The following is a 23,016-nucleotide window of genomic DNA, read 5'->3' on the forward strand; positions in this document are numbered from 1 at the left end:
ATGACTGCCCCCATCTCTCGCGGACGCAATCCGCTCCGCGATCCCGACGACCGCCGGCTCCACCGCATCGCCGGCCCCAGCGCTCTGGTGATCTTCGGCGTGACCGGCGACCTGTCGCGCAAGAAGCTCATGCCGGCCGTGTACGACCTCGCCAACCGTGGCCTGCTGCCTCCCGGGTTCGCCCTGGTCGGCTTCGCCCGTCGCGACTGGGAGGACCAGGACTTCGCCGAGGTCGTCTACGAAGCGGTGAAGAAGTACGCCCGCACCGAGTTCCGTGAGGAGACGTGGCAGCAGTTGCTGCAGGGCATCCGGTTCGTTCAGGGCACCTTCGACGACCCCGAGGCGTTCGCGCGCCTGCGGGAGACGGTCGAGAAGCTCGACGTCGAACGCGGCACCATGGGCAACCACGCCTACTACCTGTCCATCCCGCCGAAGGCGTTCGCCGAGGTCGCCAGGCAGCTGCGCGAGTCCGGTCTCGTCGGGCCGGAGAACGACGACGGCTCGTGCTGGCGTCGCGTGGTCATCGAGAAGCCGTTCGGCCACGATCTGGAGTCGGCCCGCGCGCTGAACGAGGTGATCGAGGAGACCTTCCCGACCGACTCGATCTTCCGCATCGACCACTACCTCGGCAAGGAGACGGTGCAGAACATCCTCGCGCTGCGCTTCGCCAACGAGCTGTACGAGCCGCTGTGGAACCGAAACTACGTCGACCACGTGCAGATCACGATGGCCGAGGACATCGGCGTCGGCGGCCGCGCCGGATACTACGACGGCGTCGGGGCGGCGCGCGACGTCTTCCAGAACCACCTGCTGCAGCTGCTCGCGCTCACCGCGATGGAGGAGCCGATCAGCATGTCGGCCGACCACCTGCGCGCCGAGAAGGAGAAGGTGCTCGAGGCCGTGCGGCTGCCCGATGACCTCTCGCTCGCGACCGCACGGGGCCAGTACGCCGGCGGATGGCAGGGCGGCGAGCGGGTCAACGGCTTCCTCGAAGAGGACGGCATGGACCCGCAGTCGTCCACCGAGACCTACGCGGCCGTGAAGCTGCAGATCGACACCCGCCGCTGGGCGGGAGTGCCGTTCTACCTGCGCACCGGCAAGCGTCTGGGCCGTCGTGTCACCGAGATCGCCGTCGTCTTCAAGCGCGCACCCGAGCACCTGTTCGGCCGTTCGCAGACCTCTGAGCTGGGTCAGAACGCTCTGGTCATCCGCGTGCAGCCCGACGAGGGCGTCACGATCCGCTTCGGGTCGAAGGTTCCTGGCAGCGGCGCGAACGTGCGCGACGTGACCATGGACTTCGGCTACGGCCACGCCTTCACCGAGGCGAGCCCCGAGGCCTATGAGCGCCTGATCCTCGACGTGCTGCTGGGCGACCCGCCGCTGTTCCCCCGCCACGAAGAGGTCGAGCTCTCGTGGAAGATCCTCGACCCGGTGGAGCAGTACTGGGCGTCGCTGCACACGCCGCTTGAGCAGTACGCCCCCGGTTCCTGGGGTCCGGCCTCCGCCGACGCCCTTCTTGCCCGCGACGGACGAGTCTGGAGACGCCCGTGATCATCGACCTTCCCGACACGACCGTCAGCCAGGTCGCCAAGCAGCTGGTGAAGGTGCGCGAAGAGGGTGGCGCTGTCGCCCTCGGACGCGTGCTGACCCTGCTCATCATCGCCCGCAACGGTGTCGCCGAGGCGGCCATCGATGCCGCCAACGACGCCTCGCGCGAGCACCCGATGCGGGTGATCGTGCTCGTCACCGGTGAGGGCCAGGCCCACCTCGACGCCCAGATCCGGGTCGGCGGGGACGCCGGTGCGAGCGAGGTCGTCGTGCTGCACGCGTTCGGCGACGCCGCGGGCAACGCCGAGAGCCTCGTCACCGGTCTGCTGCTCCCCGACGCCCCGGTCGTCGCGTGGTGGCCTGATGAGGCGCCCACGGATGCCGCGGCATCGCCGCTGGGCCGCATCGCGCAGCGTCGCATCACCGACGCCGCCACCTCCCCCGACGTGCGCGACCGGCTCGCGCTGCTCGGCCGCACCCACGCGCCGGGCGACACCGATCTGGCCTGGACGCGCCTGACGCACTGGCGTGAGCAGCTCGCGGCCGTGCTCGACCAGCCGCCGTACGAGCGCGTCACGGCGGTCGAGGTGCGCGGTGCTGCGGCATCCCCCTCGACCGCCCTGCTCGCCGCCTGGCTGCGGATGGCCCTCGACGTGCCTGTCAGCTGGTCGTACGAGGACCCCGAGCACTGGCAGGAGGGTATCAAGTCGGTGCGCCTCACCCGCGCCAGCGGCGACATCCTGCTCGAGCGTCCGAGCCCCGGCGTCGCCATCCTCACCCAGCCCGGGCAGCCCGACCACGAACTGCACCTGCCGCGCCGCACTCTGCGCGAATGCCTCGCGGAGGAGCTGCGCCGCCTCGACGCCGATCTGCTGTACGGTCGGGTCATCACCGAGGGCTGGGAACGCCTCGGACCGGCGGAAAAGGGAGCGTGAGCGCATGACGGTGCAGGGATCGATCAAGACCGTGGTCGTCGAGCCGACCCCGGCCGCACTCGCGGCACGGGTCGCGAATCGATTCCTCACCCGGGTCATCGCGCGCACCCGCAACGGCCGCCTCGCCCACATCTGCCTGACCGGCGGATCGATGGGCGGGGCCGTGCTGGCAGCGGCGGCCGACGACCCGCGGGTCGAGCAGATCGACTGGTCGCTGGTGCACTTCTGGTGGGGTGACGAGCGGTTCGTCGAGCGCGATGCCGACGACCGCAATTCCCTGCAGTCGCGTCGTGCACTGCTGGATCGCATCCCGGTGCCCGCAGAGAACGTGCACGAGGTCGCCGCGCCGTCGGACGGCCTGACGCTCGACGAGGCCGCCGCCGCCTACGCGGCCGACCTGGCCCGGTTCGCGCGCAGCGATGAGGAGCCGTGGCCATCGTTCGCGGTGTGCTTCCTCGGCGTGGGCCCGGACGGGCACATCGCCTCGCTGTTCCCGGATCGTCCCGAGGTGACGGTGACGGATGCCGCGGCGCTGCCGGTGCGCAACTCGCCCAAGCCTCCCGCCGAGCGTGTGACGCTGACGCGCCCCGTGCTGAACGCCGCCAAGCGGGTGTGGCTCGTGCTCACCGGTGCCGACAAGGCATCCGCCCTGGGCCTGGCCCTGGCCGGTGCGAGCTACGCGAGCGTGCCCGCGGCCGGGGCGAAGGGCCGCCGCCGCACGGTGTTCTTCGTCGACGAGGCCGCCGCATCGGGCGTCTCTCCCGATCTCATCGACCGCGACTACTGATCGCGATACGGGTCGTCGTCGTCCTGGGTCCCTGAGGCTCTCGAAGGGCCTGTCGACGGCTGGGTCCCTGAGCCTGTCGAAGGGCCGCCCTGGGCCCCTGTTGCCTGGCCTGATCCTGTCGAAAGGCCCCCGCCGCTTCCGCGACGGATGCCGAGCTCCTGGCTCTCGCTGAGCACCTGCGGGTGGTACCGCGCGAGCCCGAAGACGCCGAACACGGCGATCACCCCGGCGACGCCGAACATGATCAGCACCGGGACCGGTGCGGCATCCGCTTCTCCGAGCACGAGGGCGCCGATGAGCACCGCGACGATGGGATCGATCACGGTGAGTCCGGCGATGACGAGGTCGGGCGGGCCCGAGCTGTATGCGGTCTGCACGAAGTAGGCGCCGACGGCGGCGGCCGCGATGAGCGCGATCAGGCAGACGACGGTGAGCCACTCGAAATCGCCGGCCTGGATGCGGCTGATCACGGCCTTCGCGAGCGTGGCGACGAAGCCGTAGAGGATGCCGGCACCGCTGACGTAGAACAGGGCGCGCATGCGGTGGCGCAGGATCAGCCAGAACGCGCCGAGCACGATGATCACGACCAGCAGCACGGTGAGGATGATGAACAGGTCCTCGTTGCTGATCGGGCGCTCCGTGGCGTACAGGGCCGCCAGCGTGACGAACAGGAAGATGCCGCCCAGGCACAGTCCGATCGCGATCAGCGAGTGACGCGTGGGCGTGTGGCCCGAGACGCGCGCGTTCAGCAGCGTCGTGACGACCAGGGCGACCGCACCGAGCGGCTGGACGACGATGAGCGGCGCGATGGCCATGGCGCTGAGCTGGCACAGGATCGCGAAGCCCAGCATGAGCGTGCCGATGATCCACGACGGACGCGTGAGCAGCCCCTTGAGCTGCGAGCTGCTCAGGCCCGTGGTGCCTTCGACGCCGGTGAGCTTCTCGACCTTCTCGACACCGCGGTGCTGGTACTGCGCGCCGAGCGACATGAAGACGGCGCCGGCCAGCGCGAGCGGGATGCCGAGCAGCAGCGCGGGGTTCTGGAAGACGCCGATCAGCTGGTCGCTCACGCCCATCGCCAGATCCGCCCCATGCTGCACCGTTTCACCCTACCTGCCGTCGGGCGCCCAGTAGTGTTGTGGCGTGGCTGTTCTTCCGATCCGCATCATGGGCGACCCCGTTCTGCACTCCCCCGCATCCGAGGTGACCGAGATCACCGACGAGGTGCGCACGCTGGTGGCCGACATGTACGAGACGATGGATCTCGCCCCCGGCGTCGGCCTGGCGGCCCCTCAGGTGGGCGTGCCGCAGCGCATCTACGTGTACTCGTACGTGGATGACGACGACCGCCCATGGCGCGGAGAGATCATCAACCCCGAACTGTGGATGACCCCGCCCGAGCCCGGCTCCCCCGACCCGGACGAGGAGTCCGAGGGCTGCCTGTCGTTCCCCGGCGAGCGATTCCCGCTGCGCCGCTCCGACCGCGTGCTGGTGACCGGCGTCGACCTGTCCGGCGAGCCGGTCCGCATCGAGGTCGACGGCTGGCGTGCGCGCATCATGCAGCACGAGTTCGATCACCTCGACGGCATCCTGTACGTCGACCGTCTGTCGGACGGCGACTGGAAGACCGTGCAGAAGATCGCCCGCAAGCGCGGCTGGACCCGCGGCGGCGCGAGCTGGACGCCCGGCGTGGACGACCTCGAGGGGTGATGGCATGAGCATCCGGATCGGCATCGTCGGCTACGGCAATCTCGGACGCGGCGTGGAGCAGGCGATCGCACTCAATCCCGACCTGCGGCTCGTCGGCGTCTTCTCGCGCCGCGACCCGGCGTCGGTGACGACACTGCGCGCCGACACGGCCGTGCACCGTATGGACGACCTCGCGGGCATGCGGGACGAGACCGATGTGCTGGTGCTGTGCGGCGGGTCGAAGAGCGACCTGCCCGAGCAGACGCCGCAGCTGGCGTCGATGTTCAGCGTGGTCGACAGCTTCGACACGCACGCCCGCATCCCCGAGCACTTCGCCGCCGTGGATGCGGCGGCGCGAGCGGCCGGCACGACCGCGATCATCTCCACCGGGTGGGACCCGGGCCTGTTCTCGCTGCAGCGCCTGTACGGCGAGGCGATCCTGCCGCAGGGCGAGACCTACACGTTCTGGGGCCGCGGGCTCAGCCAGGGGCATTCGGATGCCATCCGCCGCGTGCCGGGCGTCGCGGCCGGCGTGCAGTACACGATCCCCTCCGACGACGCGATCACGCAGGTGCGCGCGGGCGAGCGCCCGCAGCTGAGCACCCGCGAGAAGCACACCCGCGAATGCTTCGTCGTGCTCGAGGACGGTGCGGACGCGGATGCCGTGCGCGAGGCGATCGTGACGATGCCGGACTACTTCGAGCCGTACGACACGACCGTCGAGTTCATCACCGCCGAGGAGCTCGCGCGTGACCACGCCGGCGTCCCGCACGGCGGGTTCGTGATCCGCAGCGGCACGACGTCGGCGGGCACGGATCAGACGCTGGAGTTCCGGCTCGCGCTGGACTCGAACCCGGAGTTCACCGCCAGCGTCCTGGTCGCCTACGCGCGCGCGGCCGCCCGTCTGGCCGCCGCCGGCGGCCACGGTGCGAAGACGCCGTTCGACGTGGCCCCCGGTCTGCTCTCCCCCAAGACCCCCGAGCAGCTCCGCGCCGAGCTCCTCTGACGGTCGACCCGCCTGTCGGTTCCGGGGCGGGAACGACGAAACCCCGCCACGAGGACGGGGTTTCGAGGGGAGTGGCTCCCCGGCTTGGACTCGAACCAAGAACCTGCCGGTTAACAGCCGGCTGCTCTGCCAATTGAGCTACCGAGGATCATGTTCCCCGCGGGCGGGCAACTCACCCAGCTTAGCAAACTCCGCGGCCGCTCCCGAACACGACGGGCACCCCGGGCGTGGCGCGTTCAGCCCGCGGCATCCGCCTCGGCATTCGGCGACCAGACGAGGTTCTTCCCGATCCCCCGCGCCACCACATGGCCGCTGCGCAGCAGCAGCGCCTCGGCGTCGAGCTCGCGGATGAACGCCGCGTCGTTGGTGACCAGCAGGGCCGCCATAGACTGCTCGGTGCGGCGGCGGGTGATGGCCTCGAACACGACCGGACGCACCTCCAGGTCGAGGTTGGCGAGCGGCTCGTCGGCGATCAGCACGCGCGGCTCGAGCATGAAGGCGCGGGCGATGGCGACGCGCTGGCGCATCCCGGCACTGAGCTCGTACGGGAACTTCGATGCGGCCCCGAGCGGCAGGTGCAGTTCGTCGAGCAGCGACGCCACGCGGATCGCGAGCGCCTTGGTGTTGACCTTCCGCTCGCGCGAGGTGACCGGTTCGGAGATGACCTCGCCGACCGTGAGCCGCGGCGGCAGGTTCGCACCGGCGCCCTGCCCGACGTAGCCGCTCAGCGCGGTCAGCATCCGGCGCCTGCGACCGGGCTTGCGGATGTCGATGCCGCAGACCTCCGCACGTCCGCCTGCCACCCTCAGCGACTCGTCGCCGACGCCCGCCAGCGCGGCCACGAGGGTCGACTTGCCCGATCCGGTCGCACCGCCGACGCACATGAGCTCACCGGCGTGCAGCGTGAACGTGACGCCGTCGACGGCGCGGGTCACGCCGCCGTGCCCGATCCTGTCGATGACGAGGTCGGAACACTCTATGGCGATGTCACTGGCGGCGGGCATGACCCTATCCTGCCCGGTGAATCCGCCGGCGAGCTCACGACTCGGCGAACCGCAGCCGCTCCGCGTCGAGGTCGCGCAGTCGCATCCGCAGCGCCCGCCCGCCGTCGGAGTCGGCGGCCACGCGCTGCACGGCACCCAGCAGCTCGTTCTTCTCCCGGTCGATCGCACGCACGATGAGGCGCCGGCACAGGTCGGCGGCCGAGGCCACCGCGCCCTCCTCGTCGCGGGCGGGGAACGGCATCATCAGCAGTTCGCCCGCGAGGCTGCGATACGGCTCGCGCACGGCATCCGCCGCCGTCGTGGCCCAGCCGACCCGGGTGCGGTCGCCGACCGCGGCGACCGACTCGCGTACGGCCTCAAGGGCCGGATGCCGGAACGGCTCGGACAGCGCCCTGGCGAGCATGTCCTGGTCGATGCGGTGACCGTACTGCAGCGCCCCCATGAGCGCGTCGCGTTCGATCGCGACGTCGGCTGTGCGAGGCAGATCGGCGAGCCGCACGCGGGTCGCGGTCTGGCCGTCGCCGGCATCCGCGGCGGGATGCTGCGCACGCTGCGGCTCGCGCGCATCGCGAGCGGAGTCGGATGCTCCGCGCGCGGCGCGCTGCACCTGCTGATGCACGGCGGTGGGGTCCATGCCCAGACGCCGCGCGAGGACGCGCTCGTAGCCCGGCCGCAGCAGCTCGTCGCGGATCTCGGCCACGATGGGCGCGGCGGCGCGCAGCGCGCCCACCTGCCCTTCGACGGTCGACAGGTCGTAGCCTGCGAGCTTGCGGTCGATCGCGAACTCGAACATCGGCACCTTGGCGTCCATCAGCCCGCGCACGGCCGCATCACCGCGTGTGAGGCGCAGGTCGCAGGGGTCGAGGCCGTCCGGGGCCACCGCGACGAAGGTCTGTGCGGTGAACCGCGAGTCCTCGGAGAACGCTCGCAGCGCCGCCTTCTGCCCCGCCTCGTCGCCGTCGAAGGTGAAGACCACCTCGCCGGCCGCCGAGTCGTCGCCCATCACGCGGCGCAGCACCTTGATGTGCTCGGCGGCGAACGCCGTGCCGCAGGTCGCGATCGCCGTGGTCACCCCGGCCAGGTGGCAGGCCATCACATCCGTGTACCCCTCGACGACGACGACCCGCCGCGGGTCGCCGCGGGCGATGTCGCGCTTGGCGAGGTCGAGCCCGTAGAGCACCTGCGTCTTCTTGTACAGCGGCGTCTCGGGGGTGTTCAGGTACTTCGGCCCCTGATCGTCGTCGTAGAGCTTGCGTGCCCCGAAGCCGATGGTCTGCCCGGTGACATCGCGGATCGGCCAGATCAGGCGTCCGCGGAAGCGGTCGTACACCCCGCGCTGTCCCGTCGAGACGAGGCCCGCCGTGCTGAGCTCGTCGCGCGTGAAGCCCTGTGCGTTCAGCGCCTTGAGCATGTTGTCCCAGCCGCGCGGCGCGTAGCCGACGCCGAAGTGCGCAGCGGCTCCCGCGTCGAAGCCCCGCTCGCCGAGGAAGCGCCGCGCCGTCTCGGCCTCAGGGCTGAGCAGCTGCCCGCGGAAGTACTCGGCCGCCGCGGTGTTCGCCGCGTACAGGCGGCTGCGGCCGCTCGTCTCGGGGGCGGCGCCGCCGTCCTCGTAGTGCAGCGCGTAGCCGATGCGGCCCGCGAGGCGCTCGACGGCCTCGGTGAAGCTGACATGGTCGAGCTCACGCAGGAACGAGTAGACGTCGCCGGAGGCACCGCATCCGAAGCAGTGGTAGAAGCCCACCTGCGGGCGGACGTGGAAGCTCGGGCTCTTCTCGTCGTGGAAGGGGCACAGCCCCTTCATCGACCCGACGCCGGCGGACTTCAGCGCCACGCGCTCGCCGACGATGTCGGCGATGTTCGTGCGGGATTTGACCTCTTCGACGTCGGACTGCCGGATGCGGGGCATCAGACGGCCCCTTCGACGGGCACGCGGGTCGCCGGGCGACGGTGTGCGCCGGGGCGCACGTGGCGGGGCGTCCAGATGCCGACCTCAGCGGGGTCGATCTCGCCCACCAGGCGGTTGTGCCAGTCGACGGCGGTCTGGTCGGTGAGGCTGGCGACCTGGTCGACGACCACGCGGGCGCGTTCGGCATCCGTCGTCGCGGCGACGAAGTCGGCGGCGAATGCGGGCTCGAGCACGTCGGCGCCGGCCGACCACAGCGCGTCCGTCGACCACAGGGCGTCCGCGAGCCGGGTGAGCACGCGGCGCTGCTCCTTGTAGACGCCCTTGCGGGCGTCGATGGTCACGATGGCCTGCCCCATGATGCCCTTGAGCACGGCGATCTCGGACTCGACCACGCGGGGCACGACGACGTGGCCGTGATAGCGGGCGAGGGACGGCCCCGGGTACGCCTCCCGGGTCGCTGCGACCGAGGCGCGGGCGAAGCGGCCGATGAGGTCGCTGGTGAGGTTCTTCAGGCGTGCCAGGTCGCGGCGCGAACGGTCGAAGGTGTTCAGCCACATCGGCTGCCGGGTGAGCCGGTACAGCGCGTCGGCGAGTTCCTCGCGGGTGAAGTCGTAGCCCACCCACTGCTGGATGCGGCTGACCAGGGCGTCGTGCTCGGCGGGGTCGGAGAGGTGGGCGATGTCGAGGTAGCCGTTGACGATGGCGTCCTCGAAGTCGTGCACCGAGTATCCGATGTCGTCGGAGAGGTCCATGATCTCGGCCTCGATGCAGCGCAGCCGGCCGGGTGCGCCGTCGCGCATCCACCGGAAGACCGGCTCGTCGTCGGGGTACACGCCGAACTTCAGCCGTCCACCCGGGTCGGGCAGCGGGCTGTCGACGGTCCACGGGTACTTGCAGGTCGCATCCAGGCTCGCCCTGGTGAGGTTCAGCCCGACGGAGTGGTCGCTGTCGTCGAGCACCTTCGCCTCGAGGCGCGTGAGGATGCGCAGCGACTGCGCGTTGCCCTCGAACCCGCCGATGTCGGCGGCCCAGTCGTTCAGCGCCCGCTCGCCGTTGTGCCCGAACGGCGGATGGCCGAGGTCGTGGCTGAGGCAGGCGGTGTCGACGACATCGGCCGAGACACCGAGGGCGCTCGCGAGCTCGCGGCCGACCTGCGCGACCTCGAGAGAATGCGTGAGCCGGTTGCGGGCGAAGTCGGCGGTACTGGCGGGGCTGAGCACCTGGGTCTTCGCAGCGAGGCGCCGCAGCGCGGCCGAATGCAGCACGCGGGCGCGGTCGCGCGAGAAGTCGTCGCGCTCGGAGCGGTGGGTCTCTGAGAAGAAGCGTTCCGCGTCGTGCTGGTCGTATCCCGCCGGCACGCGGGCGGAAGGCTCAGCCACCACTGTTCTCGATCTCCGCTCCGCGCATCATCGCGCCGACGCCCTCGCCGATCTCGCGGGAGTCGAGCCACCCCTCGGGCAGGGCGGTGCGCTTGGGCGAGCCCGCGCGTCCGCGCTGTCCCTCGGCGCCGACACCGGGGTAGGGCGCGTCGCCCAGGGTGCCGAGCAGGTCGTCGATCTCCTGCAGCGTCGAGGCGCGGGCCAGTGCCGCGCGCAGCTCGCCGCCGACCGGATAGCCCTTGAAGTACCAGGCGACGTGCTTGCGGATGTCCTTGCATCCGCGGTCCTCGTCCTCGAAGAACTCCACCAGCAGCTCGGCGTGGCGACGGAACGCCTGCGCGACGAACTGCAGGGTCGCGTCGACCTTCGGGCCGGCCGGCGCCTCGCCCGGGCCGAGGGCGTCGGCGAGCTCGCCGAACAGCCAGGGGCGCCCCAGGCATCCGCGGCCGACGACGACGCCGTCGCAGCCGGTCTCGTCCATCATCCGCACCGCGTCGTCGGCCGACCAGATGTCGCCGTTCCCGAGCACGGGGATGCTGGTGACCGCCTGCTTCAGCTCGCCGATCGCGCTCCAGTCGGCGTGGCCCGAGTAGTACTCGGATGCCGTGCGCGCGTGCAGCGCGACCGCTGCCGCACCCGCGTCCTCGGCGGCGCGGCCGGCGTCGAGGAAGGTGAGGTGGTCGCGGTTGATGCCCTTGCGCATCTTGACCGTCAGCGGCACATCGCCCGCAGCCTTGACCGCACGGTCGACGATGTCGGCGAACAGGCCGATCTTCCACGGAAGAGCCGCTCCCCCGCCCTTGCGGGTGACCTTGGGCACGGGGCATCCGAAGTTCAGGTCGATGTGGTCGGCGCGGTCCTCGGCGACGATGATGCGCACCGCCTCGGCGATGGTCGCCGGGTCGACTCCGTACAGCTGGATCGAGCGCGGGGTCTCGCTCTCGTGGTGCTGGATGAGCCGCATCGTGATCGCGTTGCGCTCGACCAGTGCGCGCGAGGTGATCATCTCGCTGACGTACAGGCCGGCGCCGTACTCGCGGCACAGGCGGCGGAAGGCGGTGTTGGTGATGCCCGCCATGGGAGCGAGCACGACGGGCACGTCGAGGTCGATCGGTCCGATGCGCAGCGCGGGCGCGGATGCAGTGGCGAGAGTCATGTCCCCTCCATTCTCCCAGACGACGGCCGAGCGGGGGCTCAGCGACCTAGGCTGTGGATATGACCGACTCGACGATCCGTCAGATCCCGTTCTCAGACGCCTCCGGCGCGCAGAAGACCCTCGACGACTACGGCTCCGGAGCGGTGCTCATCGTCAACGTCGCCTCGCGCTGCGGCAACACCCCGCAGTACGAGCAGCTCGAGCAGCTGCAGCGCGCCTACGGCGAGCGGGGCCTGACGGTGCTGGGCTTCCCGTGCAACCAGTTCATGGGCCAGGAGCCGGGGACGATGGCCGAGATCCTCGAGTTCTGCTCGACGACGTACGGGGTGACCTTCCCGGTGAACGACAAGGTCAAGGTCAACGGCCGCAACGCCCACGAGCTGTTCAAGGCGCTCAAGCAGACGCCGGATGCCCAGGGCAAGGCCGGCCGCGTGGAGTGGAACTTCGAAAAGTTCCTCGTCGGCCCCGACGGTTCGGTGCAGCGCTTCCGTCCCAAGCAGCTTCCCGACGCTCCCGAGGTCGTCTCGGCGATCGAGGATGCACTGACCGCATCCGGCCGCTGAACGGCATCCGGATCCGTTTGCGCGCCAACCGGCGCGTGTCGTTCATCCATGCGTCGATCGCACGCCACCTCGGCTTCCTAGGGTCACCGCCGGCGGACTTCCAGCCACCGCCGTACAGGAGAACCAGGATGCCTGACCGTATGCCCATGAGCCGACGTGCCGTGATCACCGCCGGCGCGCTCGGCGCCGTCGCAGCCGCACTGCCGCTCGGCGCCCACGCCGCAGCCGCGAGCGACGCCTCCCTGTCCACCCCCGTCTCGGGGCGTCCGGGACCGCAGGCGCCGCGTCTGCGCTTCCGCTCCGACGGGACCTTCAAGGTCGTGCAGTTCAACGACACACAGGATGACGAGCGCACCGACCGGCGCACCGTCGAGCTGATGGAGAAGGTGCTCGACCAGGAGAAGCCCGATTTCGTCGTCATCAACGGCGATGTCATCACGGGCGGCTGCGAGACCCGTCTCGCGGTCAAGCAGGCGATCAACAACGTGGTCTGGCCGATGGAGTCGCGCGGCATCCCGTGGGCGGTCACCTACGGCAACCACGACGAGGACTCCCTGCCGCAGTCCGGCGTCGATGAGGCCGGGATGCTCGAGATCTACCGGTCGTACGAGTACAACGTGAACGCCGAGAGCACGCGCGGTCTGACCGGAACCGGCAACACGATCGTGCCGATCGCGTCGGCGCAGACCAAGCGCGACGCGTTCGAGCTGTGGCTGATCGACTCGGGGCGCTACGCTCCCGGCGCGATCAACGGGCAGAACTTCGACGGCTACCCGACCTGGGACTGGCTGCGGATGGACCAGGTCGCCTGGTACCGCGAGCAGTCGCAGCGCCTCGAGAAGCAGCAGGGACGCAAGGTTCCCGGACTGATGTTCATCCACATCGCCCTCTGGGAGCACCGCTTCATGTGGTGGGGCGGGGTGGACACCCGCACGGCGGCCGACGCCGCTCGGGGCAAGGCCCGGCACGGCATCGTCGGTGAGCGCAACGAGGACGAGTGCCCCGGCCCGATCAACTCGGGAATGTTCAACGCGATCCTCGAGCGCGGTGATGTGAAGGGCGTCTTCGTCGGCCACGATCACATCAACGACTACGTGGGCGACTACTACGGCGTCAAGCTCGGCTACGCCCCTGGCACCGGATTCGGCGCCTACGGCCTTTCGGGTGCGGAGCGCAACCGCATGCGCGGTGGCCGGGTGTTCGAGCTCACCGAGGCGGGCGACGACGTCGCCATCGCGACCCGCGTCGTGTACGCGCGTGACCTCGGAATCGACCTGACGGCGAACGACCAGCCGATGGAGCCGCTGCCGCTGGCACCGCAGCAGCAGGAGCTCTGAGCGGAGCACGCTCCGATATACGGACGCGGCAGGATCGGTGGACGATCCTGCCGCGTCTGTGATTGCGCGTCTGTGATTGCGCTGTCCTGCTCAGGCCTCGGCGGGCTGCTGCTTCTTCGCCCAGACGTCGCGGATGACGTTCTCGAACGCCTCCGGCGGCTGGGCGCCGCTGACGCCGTACTGTCCATCGATGACGAAGAACGGCACGCCGTTGATGCCGTAGGCGCGTGCCTGCGCCTGGTCGGCGCGCACGGCCTCGAGGTACTGGGCGGATTCGAGAGCCGAGCGGGTCTCGTCGGGCTCGAGGCCGATCTCGGCGGCGAGGGCGACGAGGTCGTCGATACGGCCGACGTGCTTGCCCTCGGTGAAGTAGGCGGACATGAGCCGCTCCTCCATCTCGTGCTGCAGGCCCTTGGCCTTCGCGAAGTGCAGCAGCTCGTGCGCCTTGACCGTGTTGGTGTGCTGCAGCAGGTCGAAGCGGTACTCCAGCCCTGCACCGGCGGCGACGTTCGTGACGTGGGCGAGCATCTGCTCGACCTGCTCGCGCGGCATCCGCTTGTGACCGGCGAGGAAGTCGACCTCGTCGCCGTCGAAGTCCACCGGGGTGTCGGGAGACAGCTCGAACGAGTGGAAGGTGATGTCGACCTGCGGTGCGTCGGCGTCAGTGGCGAGTGCCGAGAGACCGGCTTCGAGGTTGCGCTTGCCGATGTAGCACCAGGGGCAGGCGATGTCGGACCAGATGTCGATCGAGATGGGTTGGCTCACACTCTGTGCCAACCGACGCGATCGCGGATGTATTCCGCTGTTAGCATCTTCGGGTGCTCACCGCCGACGATCCCCTGCCGCACCGGCCGGAGCGGATCCTGATCGCGGGGGTGACCGGAGCGGGCAAGACCACGCTGGCTGTGCGACTCGCCGAGCGCTGGGATCTGGCGCACCACGAGCTGGACGCGCTGCATCACGGGCCAGGATGGACGCCGCGCCCGCAGTTCCTCGATGACGTGCGCGCCTTCGCCGCCACCGACCGCTGGGTGACCGAGTGGCAGTACACGAGCAAGGGCACGAACGACGTCCTGCCCGGACGGGCCGACCTGCTGGTGTGGCTCGACTATCCGTATCCGCTGGTGCGACGCCGGCTGCTGCGCCGTACCTGGCGGCGCCGCATCCTGCGCACGAAGCTGTGGAACGGCAACGTCGAGCCGACGCTCTGGCAGGCGCTGACGGTGCGCGGCGACGAGAACATCCTCGACTGGCAGAGGCGCACCCGTCACAAGTGGACGGAGCGGATGCCGTCGATCGAGACCGGCTTCCCCGGTCTGACGATCGTGCGCCTGCGGCATCCGCGCGAGACCGAGCGCTGGCTGAGGGCATCCGTCACATGACCGGGCGGATGCTGGGGGCCGACGACCCGGTGCCCTTCCGGCCCGCGCGCGTGCTGATCGCCGGTGTCACCCGCTCGGGCAAGACCACGCTCGCTCGGCGCCTCGCGGAACTGTGGGATCTGGATGCGCACGAGCTGGATGCACTGCACCATGGCCCCGGCTGGCAGCCGCGGCCGGAGTTCCTCGAGGAGGTGCGCGCCTTCGCCGCTGCGGATCGCTGGGTGACCGAATGGCAGTACACCAGCAAGGGCACCGACGACATCCTCACGCCCCGCGCGCAGCTCGCCGTCTGGCTGGACTATCCGTGGCCGGTGGTGCGGCGCCGGCTGCTGGCGCGCACGCTGCGCCGCAGCATCCTGCGCACCCGGATGTACAACGGCAACGTCGAAAAGCCGCTGTGGCGGCTGCTGGCCACGCGAGATCCCTACGAGAACATCCTCGCGTGGCAGAGTCGCACGCGCGGCTTCTGGACCGAGCGGATGCCGCAGAAGCTCGACCTCTTCCCCCACCTCGTCGTCGTGCGCCTGCGCCACCCCCGCGAGCTCGACCGCTGGCTCCGCCGGGTCCGCTGACGCACTTGGCTCTCTGAGGCTCTCGAAGGGCCAGCACACGCCCGCCCGCTGGGTCCCTGAGCCTGTCGAAGGGCTGCCCCCTCCCGCTGGGTCCCGGAGCCTGTCGAAGGGCCGAGCTGCGCCCCGGAAGTTTCCCGAACTTCTTCTCCCGAACTCCTACCCTAATTCGAACATCTGTACTACACTGGAGTCATGTCCACCGCCCCTCTCCCTCGCCACGTCGAGAAGGAAGCCCTGCTCGACGAGTGGCTCGAAGCGCGCCGTCAGGTCGCGGCGTGGGAGGCGAAAGCAGCCGCGGTCCTGGCGCGGCGGGCGGAGCTGGCTGATGCCGATGCGGCCGACGCCCCGATGCACCGCGAGACGATCCGCCGCAGCATGGTGGCGGAGTTCTCCTCGGCGGGCCGCGTCGCGAAAGGCACCGTGGAGCAGGCGTTCGGCGACGCCCGGACCCTGCATGACGAGTTCCCAACGCTGCGTGCCGCGTTCGAGGCCGGAACCGTTTCGGCGGCGCACGTCCGGGAGATCCTGCGCGCCGCCCGCCCGCTGACCCAGGCGATCCACGCCGGCACTCTCGATGACGGTGTGCGGGCGCTGTTCGAAGCGGCGGCGCTGGAGTTCGCGACCGCCGAGGCACCCGCCCGCACTCGCGCCCACGTCAGGGAGCTGGCTGCGGCCCTGGCGCCCCAGACCATCACCGACCGGCACGAGGAGGCGCTGGATGATCAGTACATCACCGTCCGCCCCTACGATGACGAGCTGTCATTCCTGAGCGCACTGCTGCCCACCCACATCGCCGTGGCGATCATGGACCGTCTCACCCAGAAGGCCACCCATCTGCGCGAGCACCCCGAAGACCGCACTCCCGTCCTCCCTGTCGACGAACCCGACCTTCTCCCTGACGGAACCCCCGCCGACTCGGTGATCTTCGGCGTCGCCGACACCTTCACCAGGGACCCATTCACCCCCGGCGAACCGGGCGTCGTCGGGAGCTGGATCCCCGAACCGGGGCCGCTGGAAGACCCTGAGGCGGCTGCAGCATACGACGCCGCGGTCGACCGGATCATCGCCGCCGGACCTCAGCCGATCCAGATCCCCGCCGACACCCGCTCCCTCGACCGGATTCGCGCCGAACTGTTCACCGACCTGCTCCTGGCTGCCTCCCCGTCCGAGGTGTTCGGCGACGGACTGCACAACATCACCGCCCACATCCAGGTCACCATCGACGCGAGCACCCTCACGGGCGTCGACGACCGTCCTGCACAGCTGGATGGACACGGGGCCCTCCACCCCGCCGTCGCCCGCAGCCTCGGCGGCACCGCGACCAGCTGGACGCGCCTTTTCCTGGATCCCGAAGGATTCGTCACCCAGACCGACACCTACACCCCCACCGCCGCCATGCGCCGGCACCTCCGCGCCCGGGACCAGCACTGCCGCTTCCCCGGATGCCGCATGCCCGTCCACCGCTGCGAACTCGACCACACCCTGGACTGGGCCAAGGGCGGCAAGACCTCGCTGGACAACCTCGCCTACCTCTGCAAGACGCACCATGCGCTCAAGCACCCCGACATCCCGGACGAGCACCGCTGGAGCGCCCGTCAGCTTCCCGACTGGTCCATCCAATGGACCAGTCCGACCGGACGCACGCACACTGACACCCCGCCCCGTCGCGTGATGTTCGTCCCGACCGGACCGCCCGGCCGTGATCCCGGCCCCTCCTCTGGAGCCGGCATCGACTGGACGCCGTCATCTGAACACACCCCGTTCTGACGGGGCCGACTACCTGTGGATAAGTCCTGCGCGCACAGGGTGGTTCGGGCTACCGTGGCCGGGTGACCCACGCCGCATCGTCCGTCCGCGCCCTCGGTGCTCTGTCCGCCGGCCTGCTCAGCCTCGGGATGCTCGCCGCGTGCACACCGGCCTCCGAGCCTGAGCCGGAACCGACAGAGACCGCACTGTTCTCGTCCGACGAGGAAGCATTCGCTGCGGCAGAAGAGACGTACAGGGAGTATCTTGCCGTTTACAACGCCATCGACCTCGCGGACGGATCGGCGCTCGATGCCACGCGTGACTATGTCACCGGTCGATATGCGGCATCGGAGCGCGAATCGATTTCGCGACTGCAGGCAGAGGAGTTGTCCCGCCACGGGGCATCGAAGCTGGTCAGTTTCGAAGGGCAGTCTTACGAGCGCCCCGACCGGATAAATGCACGCATCTGCAGCGATGTGAGCGAAACGGACATCGTCGACGTCAACGGGAAGTCCGTCGTCTCGCCGACCCGCCCGGATCGCTACGCGCTCGACGTGACCTTCATCATCGATGGCGAAGCAATCCTGCTTGCCGAATCGCAGGCAGTAGAGGACGAGTCATGCGCATCAGCAGAGTCGTAACCGGGCTGATCTGCGCTGTCGCAGTCGTGGCGATGGGAGCACCGGCCACCGCCAGTGACTCCAAGCCGTGCTCTTTGCTGGAGCAGGAACTCGGAGAGTGCACGGTCAAGAAGACCGACGAATCAGTAGAGGCATCGGGAACCTGGAAGAAACCTGGTTCGTCCAACGAGCCCCGAGAGTCGAGCTCCGACGATGCCGAGCCGGACAACAGCACGGACGACGCGACTCCCGTGGTCAACATCCAGCCCCGACCCGACCCATTCACGCAGTGCGACGATGACTGGAATCTCATGATGCGGTGTGTGGACGCACTGAACCGCGTCGACCCCGAAGACGACGAACCGGCCCCTTCGATCCCGCCGATCACGATCACCGACCTCGCATCCTTCGCCCCAGACCCGAGCTCCCTTGCGGGTGAGCCCGACAATCTCGGCGTGGCTGGACTGCCCACCAACTTCGTCACGGCCGCCACCACTCACACTCAGACGGGCGAGCTGTTCGGTTACCCGATCACCGTGCGCTTCACCCCGGCGTCCTTCACCTTCCACTACGGCGACGGCCAGACGACACGGACCACCACCGGCGGACAGAGCTGGGAAGCGCTCCGCCTTCCGCAGTTCTCTCCCACCGACACCAGCCACACCTACACCGAACGCGGCACCTACACAGCTCGCGTCGACGTCGCCTACACCGCAGAGATCGACCTCGGCGGTGGCTGGTTCTCCATCACCGGTGAACTCACCACGACCGGCGCCGGCCAGGACATCCGCATCTACGAAGCGCACACTGCGCTCGTCGCGCACACCTGCACGGAAGATCCCGACGGACCCGGCTGCTGAACGTTAGGGCTTGGGGCCCTTCGACAGGCTCAGGGACCCAAGCGGCACAGCGACCCAGCCTGAGCACACGACGAGGGCGGAGTGAGGTCTCCCGGAGTGAGCATCGGGAGGGGCCCGCGCAGCGGGAAGGAGCCCGCTCTGCGAACGAAGGGAGACCTCACGCAGCCCGGGCACTCACCAGAAACCAGCGGCCCTTCGACAGGCTCAGGGACCCAGCGGAAGACATGCCCCTGCGACAGGGGTCAGACGGACGCGTCGGGCGCGTCGATCGCACCGCCGAAGCGGCGGTCGCGGGAGAGGTAGATCCCGATCGCGCGCCACAGCTCCTCGCGGGAGAAGTCCGGCCAGAGCGTGTCGAGGAAGACCATCTCGGCGTAGGCCGACTGCCACAGCAGGAAGTTCGAGGTGCGCTGCTCCCCCGAGCTGCGCAGGAACAGGTCCACATCCGGCATGTCCGGCACGTACAGGTTCCGGCGGATCTGCTTCTCGGTGATCGCGCTCGGCTTCATCCGGCCGGCCTTCACCTCTTCGGCGAGGGCGCGCACCGCGTCGACGAGCTCCACCCGTCCGCCGTAGTTCACGCACATCGTCAGCGTCAGCACATCGTTGTCGCGGGTGAGCTGCTCGGCGAACTGCAGTTCCTTGATCACCGAACCCCACAGCCGCGGCTTGCGCCCGGCCCACCGCACCCGCACGCCCCACTCGTTCAGCTGATCGCGCCGGCGGTGCAGCACATCGCGGTTGTAACCCATGAGGAAGCGCACCTCCTCGGGAGAGCGCGCCCAGTTCTCGGTCGAGAACGCGTACACCGACAGGTGCTTCACCCCCGCCTGGATCGCCCCGGCGACGACGTCGAGCAGCACCTCCTCGCCCGCCTTGTGCCCCTCGATGCGGTTCAGGCCCCGGCGGTTCGCCCACCGTCCGTTACCGTCCATGACGATCGCGACATGATTGGGCACCGCCGGGAACGCCGGCGGCGTCTTGCCCGTCCAGTCGAGCGGGCGGAACGGCACCGCATCCTTGTGGGTGTAGGGCTTCGGGGTCACCGTGCTCCTTGTCGTCCGGGGGCGGCCACGTGCTCGAGCGAGCGGATGCCGCGCTCCAGATGCCATTGCGCGTACGCGGCGACGGTACCCGACGCCGCAGCGAGGTCGGCGGGCGGCGCAGCATCCACCACATCCCAGTCGCCGCCGATCAGCGCCCGCAGCAGCGCGAGCGTCGATGCCGAGATGCGCGGGCTTCCGGCCGGAGCGCACTCGGTGCACACCGTGCCGCCGAGCTGCGCACCGAAATGCGTGTGCGGCCCCGCCGCACCGCACCGGGCGCAGTCATTGAGCGCCGGCGCCCATCCCGACAGCGACATGACCCGCAGCAGATAAGAATCCAGGATGCTGCGCGCGGCATGCTCGCCGCGCGAGAGCGAACGCAGCCCTCCGACCAGCAGCAGATACTGCTCGGGCGTCGCCTCGGCCTCGTTCAGCCTGTCAGCGGTCTCGACCATCGCGTTCGCGGCCGTGAACCGCTCGTAGTCGACGGCGATGTCCGCGCCGTACGCGCCCAGCGACTCCGCCTGCTGCACGATGTCGAGCGAGCGGCCCTGATACAGCTGCACATCGGCGACCATGAACGGCTCGAGCCGCGACCCGAACTTCGACGAGGTGCGTCGCACGCCCTTGGCGACCGCCCGGATCTTGCCGTTGCGCCTCGAGAGCATGGTGACGATGCGATCCGCCTCACCCAGCTTGTGGGTGCGCAGGATCACTGCTTCGTCTCGATACGTGGGCACGCATCGATTATCCCCCGCGCGCGTGACAATGGATGGGTGACCGAACCGCTCTTCACCATCCCGCTGTGGGCCGATCTGCTCGGCGTCGCTCTGGGCGGCATCCAGGGTGCCATGTTCGCCTCAGGATTCCAGGGCCAGCGCCGCCTGGACTGGCTGGGCGTCGCCATCATCGGCGTCATGATCGGAATGGGCGGCGGACTCATCCGCGACCTGCTCATCGGACAGCCACCAGCCACCCTGCAGAGCGACTGGTATCTGGTCACCGCCGCCGGTGCGGCGCTGTTCGGGATGCTGCTCGCCGGGGTGTTCAACCGGATCAACACGTTCATCGTCGTGCTCGACGCCGTCGTGATCGGCATGTTCGGTGCCTTCGGCGTCAGCAAGGCCATCGCCTTCGGCATCCCGCCCGTTCCCGCCGTGTTCATCGGTGTCTGCGCGGCCGTCGGCGGCGGCATGCTGCGTGACGTGCTGCTGGGGCTGCCCGTCGCCATCATGCACGTCGGCTCGCTCTACGCGGTCGCTGCGGGGGTCGGCTGCACCTTCATCGTCGTCGCCCACGCCTTCGGCATGGGGATCACCGCTGCCGCGGTCATCGGGATCGTCGTGACCGCGATCATCCGGGTGCTCGCGGTGGTCTTCGACGTCTCGCTGCCCGAGCAGCGGCGCCTGCACCGCCGGAAGGTGGCGGCGGAGACCGGGATCATCCCGATCATCAAGCCCTGACGTGTTCCGGCCTGGGGCCCTTCAAAAGCCTCAGGGGCCCAGACCGGAAGTCAGTCCCAGCGAAACGATCAGACGGCGGCGAGCTCGCCTGCGGTCTCCCGCGTGCGGATCGAGCGGTTGACGCACGAGACGATCGCCTTCAGGCTCGCCGTCGAGATGTCGCCGTCGATGCCCACGCCCCACAGCCGCTGGTCGTCCACCTGCAGTTCGACGTAGGCGGCCGCCTGCGCGTCGCCGCCGGTCGAGAGCGTGTGCTCGACGTAGTCGTACAGCGAGATGTCGAAGCCGCGCTCGCGCAGGATCTCGATGAACGCGGCGATCGGGCCGTTCCCCTGCCCGGCGGTCTCGACGCGCTGTTCGCCGTCGCGCAGCACCACATCGAGCGACACCTCGCCGGACATGTCGCTGCGGGTCTGCGTTCCCAGCAGCTCGAAACGGCCCCACTTGGCCGCGGCGTCATCGGCGGGCAGGTACTCGTCGGTGAAGATCGACCAGATCTGGTCGCTGGTCACCTCGCCGCCCTCGGCATCCGTCTTCGCCTGCACCACACCCGAGAACTCGATCTGCAGCTTGCGCGGCAGGTCGAGGGCGTGGTCGGTCTTCAGCAGGTAGGCCACGCCGCCCTTGCCGGACTGCGAGTTGACGCGGATGACGGCCTCGTACGAGCGCCCCAGGTCCTTCGGGTCGACGGGCAGGTACGGCACTGCCCATTCGATCTCGTCGACGGTGACGCCCTCGGCCTCGGCCTTCGCGGCCATCGCCTCGAAGCCCTTCTTGATCGCATCCTGGTGCGAGCCGCTGAACGCGGTGAAGACGAGGTCGCCCGCCCAGGGGCTGCGCTCGGGCACGGGCAGCTGGTTGCAGTACTCGACGGTGCGCTTGACCTGGTCGATGTCGCTGAAGTCGATCTGCGGGTCGATGCCCTGCGTGAACAGGTTCACGCCCAGCGCGACCAGGTCGACATTGCCGGTGCGCTCGCCGTTGCCGAACAGGCAGCCCTCGATGCGGTCGGCGCCGGCCATGTAGCCCAGCTCGGCGGCGGCGACGGCAGTGCCGCGGTCGTTGTGCGGATGCAGTGACAGGATGACGTTCTCACGCTGCGCCAGGTGCCGGTTCATCCACTCGATCGAGTCGGCGTAGACGTTGGGGCTGGCCATCTCGACGGTCGCGGGCAGGTTGATGATGATCTTGCGGTCGGGCGTGGGCTCGATCACCTCGATGACGGCGTTGCACACCTCGACGGCGTACTCCAGCTCGGTGCCGGTGTAGCTCTCGGGCGAGTACTCGTAGTACACCTCGGTGTCGGGGATGGTCTTCTCGTACTTCCGGCACAGCCGGGCACCCTCCAGCGCGATCTGCTTGACGCCCTCACGGTCGGAGCGGAACACGACCTCGCGCTGCAGCACGCTGGTGGAGTTGTAGAAGTGCACGATCGCCTGCTTGGCACCGGTGATCGCCTCGTAGGTGCGCTCGATCAGGTGCTCGCGGCACTGGGTCAGCACCTGGATCGTGACGTCGTCGGGAATGAGGTTCTCTTCGATCAGCTGGCGCACGAAGTCGAAGTCGGTCTGGCTCGCCGACGGGAACCCGACCTCGATCTCCTTGTAGCCCATGCTGACCAGCAGCTCGAACATGACCCGCTTGCGCTCGGGCGACATCGGATCGATGAGCGCCTGGTTGCCGTCCCGCAGGTCGACGGCGCACCAGCGCGGCGCCTCGGTGATCCGCTTCGAGGGCCAGGTGCGGTCCGGCAGATCGAACCGGATCTGCTCGTGGTACGGCCGGTACTTGTGGACCGGCATCGCGGAGGGCTTCTGGGTGTTCTTCATGGTGGGGCTGCTTCTCTTCGTCAGGAAATGTGTTCAGGCCAACACAAGCGCCGCGACGAGGAAGGCCCGAAGATCAGGACTCGTCGCGGCAGCTAAGAAGAAGCAGTCCGCCCAGAGGCATACTTCGATGCTAACAGCTTCCGAAGACCCGCTGCGCACATCGTGAGACGATCGACCTGTTCACGACA

The 23,016-nt window shown here is 69.4% G+C and carries 22 protein-coding genes and 1 tRNA gene; 13 read left to right on the forward strand and 10 right to left on the reverse strand.

All coding sequences use genetic code 11. From position 1 onward, the window contains the following. The 3 genes from zwf to pgl are packed head-to-tail and all read left to right on the forward strand — an operon-like array spanning window position 1 to window position 3,270. Window positions 1–1,551 carry a glucose-6-phosphate dehydrogenase gene (zwf, locus tag H7694_RS08900; RefSeq protein WP_193596187.1) on the forward strand — a complete coding sequence of 517 codons (1,551 nt, stop codon included), beginning with the start codon at window positions 1–3 and terminating at the stop codon, window positions 1,549–1,551. Further along, the gene (locus H7694_RS08905; RefSeq protein ID WP_193596188.1) at window positions 1,548–2,483 is read left to right on the forward strand and encodes a glucose-6-phosphate dehydrogenase assembly protein OpcA; all 936 of its coding nucleotides are present in this window, start codon (window positions 1,548–1,550) and stop codon (window positions 2,481–2,483) included. Before zwf ends, H7694_RS08905 begins: the two co-directional genes overlap by 4 nt. A 4-nt stretch (window positions 2,484–2,487) precedes the next feature. Then, on the forward strand, window positions 2,488–3,270 hold the full coding sequence (gene pgl, locus H7694_RS08910; protein WP_193596189.1) for a 6-phosphogluconolactonase: 783 nt from the start codon (window positions 2,488–2,490) through the stop codon (window positions 3,268–3,270). Here pgl and H7694_RS08915 read toward each other — a convergent pair. Continuing rightward, complete coding sequence (locus tag H7694_RS08915; protein ID WP_193599144.1) at window positions 3,264–4,346, reverse strand: DMT family transporter; 1,083 nt, start codon at window positions 4,344–4,346, stop codon at window positions 3,264–3,266. The two genes, pgl and H7694_RS08915, sit on opposite strands and share 7 nt — an antisense overlap. A gap of 67 nt (window positions 4,347–4,413) precedes the next feature. Between H7694_RS08915 and def the strand changes: the two genes are divergently transcribed. After that, window positions 4,414–4,980: a peptide deformylase gene (gene def / locus H7694_RS08920; RefSeq protein ID WP_193596190.1), complete on the forward strand. Its 567-nt coding sequence runs from the start codon at window positions 4,414–4,416 to the stop codon at window positions 4,978–4,980. Between the two features lie 4 nt (window positions 4,981–4,984). Next, entirely contained in the window at window positions 4,985–5,965 is a 981-nt protein-coding gene (locus H7694_RS08925; protein ID WP_193596191.1) for a diaminopimelate dehydrogenase, read from the forward strand. 72 nt (window positions 5,966–6,037) lie between these two features. On the opposite strand, the gene H7694_RS08930 is transcribed toward H7694_RS08925, so the two are convergent. The 5 genes from H7694_RS08930 to dusB all read right to left on the reverse strand — a co-directional run bounded on the left by H7694_RS08930 (window position 6,038) and on the right by dusB (window position 11,410). Further along, window positions 6,038–6,113: transfer RNA gene (locus H7694_RS08930), tRNA-Asn, on the reverse strand. An 88-nt stretch (window positions 6,114–6,201) separates the two neighbouring features. Further along, the gene (locus H7694_RS08935; protein ID WP_193596192.1) at window positions 6,202–6,969 is read right to left on the reverse strand and encodes an ATP-binding cassette domain-containing protein; all 768 of its coding nucleotides are present in this window, start codon (window positions 6,967–6,969) and stop codon (window positions 6,202–6,204) included. Between the two features lie 34 nt (window positions 6,970–7,003). Continuing rightward, window positions 7,004–8,875 carry a DNA primase gene (gene dnaG, locus H7694_RS08940; RefSeq protein WP_193596193.1) on the reverse strand — a complete coding sequence of 624 codons (1,872 nt, stop codon included), beginning with the start codon at window positions 8,873–8,875 and terminating at the stop codon, window positions 7,004–7,006. Further along, window positions 8,875–10,257: a deoxyguanosinetriphosphate triphosphohydrolase gene (locus H7694_RS08945; RefSeq protein WP_193596194.1), complete on the reverse strand. Its 1,383-nt coding sequence runs from the start codon at window positions 10,255–10,257 to the stop codon at window positions 8,875–8,877. The genes dnaG and H7694_RS08945 overlap by 1 nt, the downstream gene beginning before the upstream one ends. Further along, entirely contained in the window at window positions 10,247–11,410 is a 1,164-nt protein-coding gene (gene dusB / locus H7694_RS08950; protein WP_193596195.1) for a tRNA dihydrouridine synthase DusB, read from the reverse strand. Before dusB ends, H7694_RS08945 begins: the two co-directional genes overlap by 11 nt. A 59-nt stretch (window positions 11,411–11,469) precedes the next feature. On the opposite strand from dusB, the gene H7694_RS08955 reads away from it, so the two are divergent. After that, window positions 11,470–11,973, forward strand: coding sequence for a glutathione peroxidase (locus H7694_RS08955; protein WP_193596196.1), 504 nt, complete (start codon window positions 11,470–11,472; stop codon window positions 11,971–11,973). A 146-nt stretch (window positions 11,974–12,119) separates the two neighbouring features. Next, window positions 12,120–13,310 carry a metallophosphoesterase family protein gene (locus H7694_RS08960; protein WP_227468037.1) on the forward strand — a complete coding sequence of 397 codons (1,191 nt, stop codon included), beginning with the start codon at window positions 12,120–12,122 and terminating at the stop codon, window positions 13,308–13,310. 90 nt (window positions 13,311–13,400) lie between these two features. Here the strand turns inward: H7694_RS08960 and H7694_RS08965 are convergent, their stop codons facing one another. After that, window positions 13,401–14,075: a DsbA family protein gene (locus H7694_RS08965; RefSeq protein ID WP_193596198.1), complete on the reverse strand. Its 675-nt coding sequence runs from the start codon at window positions 14,073–14,075 to the stop codon at window positions 13,401–13,403. Window positions 14,076–14,128: 53 nt separating this feature from the next. On the opposite strand from H7694_RS08965, the gene H7694_RS08970 reads away from it, so the two are divergent. The 5 genes from H7694_RS08970 (at window position 14,129) to H7694_RS08990 (ending at window position 18,490) form a co-directional block, all read left to right on the forward strand. Beyond that, window positions 14,129–14,692, forward strand: a complete 564-nt coding sequence (locus tag H7694_RS08970; protein WP_193596199.1) for an AAA family ATPase — start codon at window positions 14,129–14,131, stop codon at window positions 14,690–14,692. Further along, window positions 14,689–15,264 (forward strand): AAA family ATPase, encoded by a 576-nt coding sequence (locus tag H7694_RS08975; RefSeq protein ID WP_227468038.1) that lies wholly within the window; start codon window positions 14,689–14,691, stop codon window positions 15,262–15,264. The genes H7694_RS08970 and H7694_RS08975 overlap by 4 nt, the downstream gene beginning before the upstream one ends. Window positions 15,265–15,456: 192 nt before the next feature. Beyond that, on the forward strand, window positions 15,457–17,031 hold the full coding sequence (locus H7694_RS08980; RefSeq protein ID WP_193596200.1) for an HNH endonuclease signature motif containing protein: 1,575 nt from the start codon (window positions 15,457–15,459) through the stop codon (window positions 17,029–17,031). Window positions 17,032–17,093: 62 nt separating this feature from the next. Beyond that, window positions 17,094–17,651, forward strand: coding sequence for a hypothetical protein (locus H7694_RS08985; protein ID WP_193596201.1), 558 nt, complete (start codon window positions 17,094–17,096; stop codon window positions 17,649–17,651). Next, on the forward strand, window positions 17,630–18,490 hold the full coding sequence (locus tag H7694_RS08990) for a hypothetical protein (RefSeq protein ID WP_227468039.1): 861 nt from the start codon (window positions 17,630–17,632) through the stop codon (window positions 18,488–18,490). The genes H7694_RS08985 and H7694_RS08990 overlap by 22 nt, the downstream gene beginning before the upstream one ends. Window positions 18,491–18,732: 242 nt before the next feature. On the opposite strand, the gene H7694_RS08995 is transcribed toward H7694_RS08990, so the two are convergent. Continuing rightward, window positions 18,733–19,536, reverse strand: a complete 804-nt coding sequence (locus H7694_RS08995; RefSeq protein ID WP_193596202.1) for an isoprenyl transferase — start codon at window positions 19,534–19,536, stop codon at window positions 18,733–18,735. Beyond that, complete coding sequence (gene recO / locus H7694_RS09000; RefSeq protein ID WP_193596203.1) at window positions 19,533–20,276, reverse strand: DNA repair protein RecO; 744 nt, start codon at window positions 20,274–20,276, stop codon at window positions 19,533–19,535. Before recO ends, H7694_RS08995 begins: the two co-directional genes overlap by 4 nt. A 36-nt stretch (window positions 20,277–20,312) precedes the next feature. Here recO and H7694_RS09005 point away from each other — a divergent pair, with 36 nt between their 5' ends. Further along, complete coding sequence (locus tag H7694_RS09005; protein ID WP_193596204.1) at window positions 20,313–20,999, forward strand: trimeric intracellular cation channel family protein; 687 nt, start codon at window positions 20,313–20,315, stop codon at window positions 20,997–20,999. A gap of 68 nt (window positions 21,000–21,067) precedes the next feature. Here the strand turns inward: H7694_RS09005 and leuA are convergent, their stop codons facing one another. Further along, window positions 21,068–22,828 (reverse strand): 2-isopropylmalate synthase, encoded by a 1,761-nt coding sequence (gene leuA / locus H7694_RS09010; protein WP_193596205.1) that lies wholly within the window; start codon window positions 22,826–22,828, stop codon window positions 21,068–21,070. Window positions 22,829–23,016: the final 188 nt, after the last annotated feature.

This window comes from Microbacterium sp. YJN-G, from assembly GCF_015040615.1.
Taxonomy (GTDB): domain Bacteria; phylum Actinomycetota; class Actinomycetes; order Actinomycetales; family Microbacteriaceae; genus Microbacterium.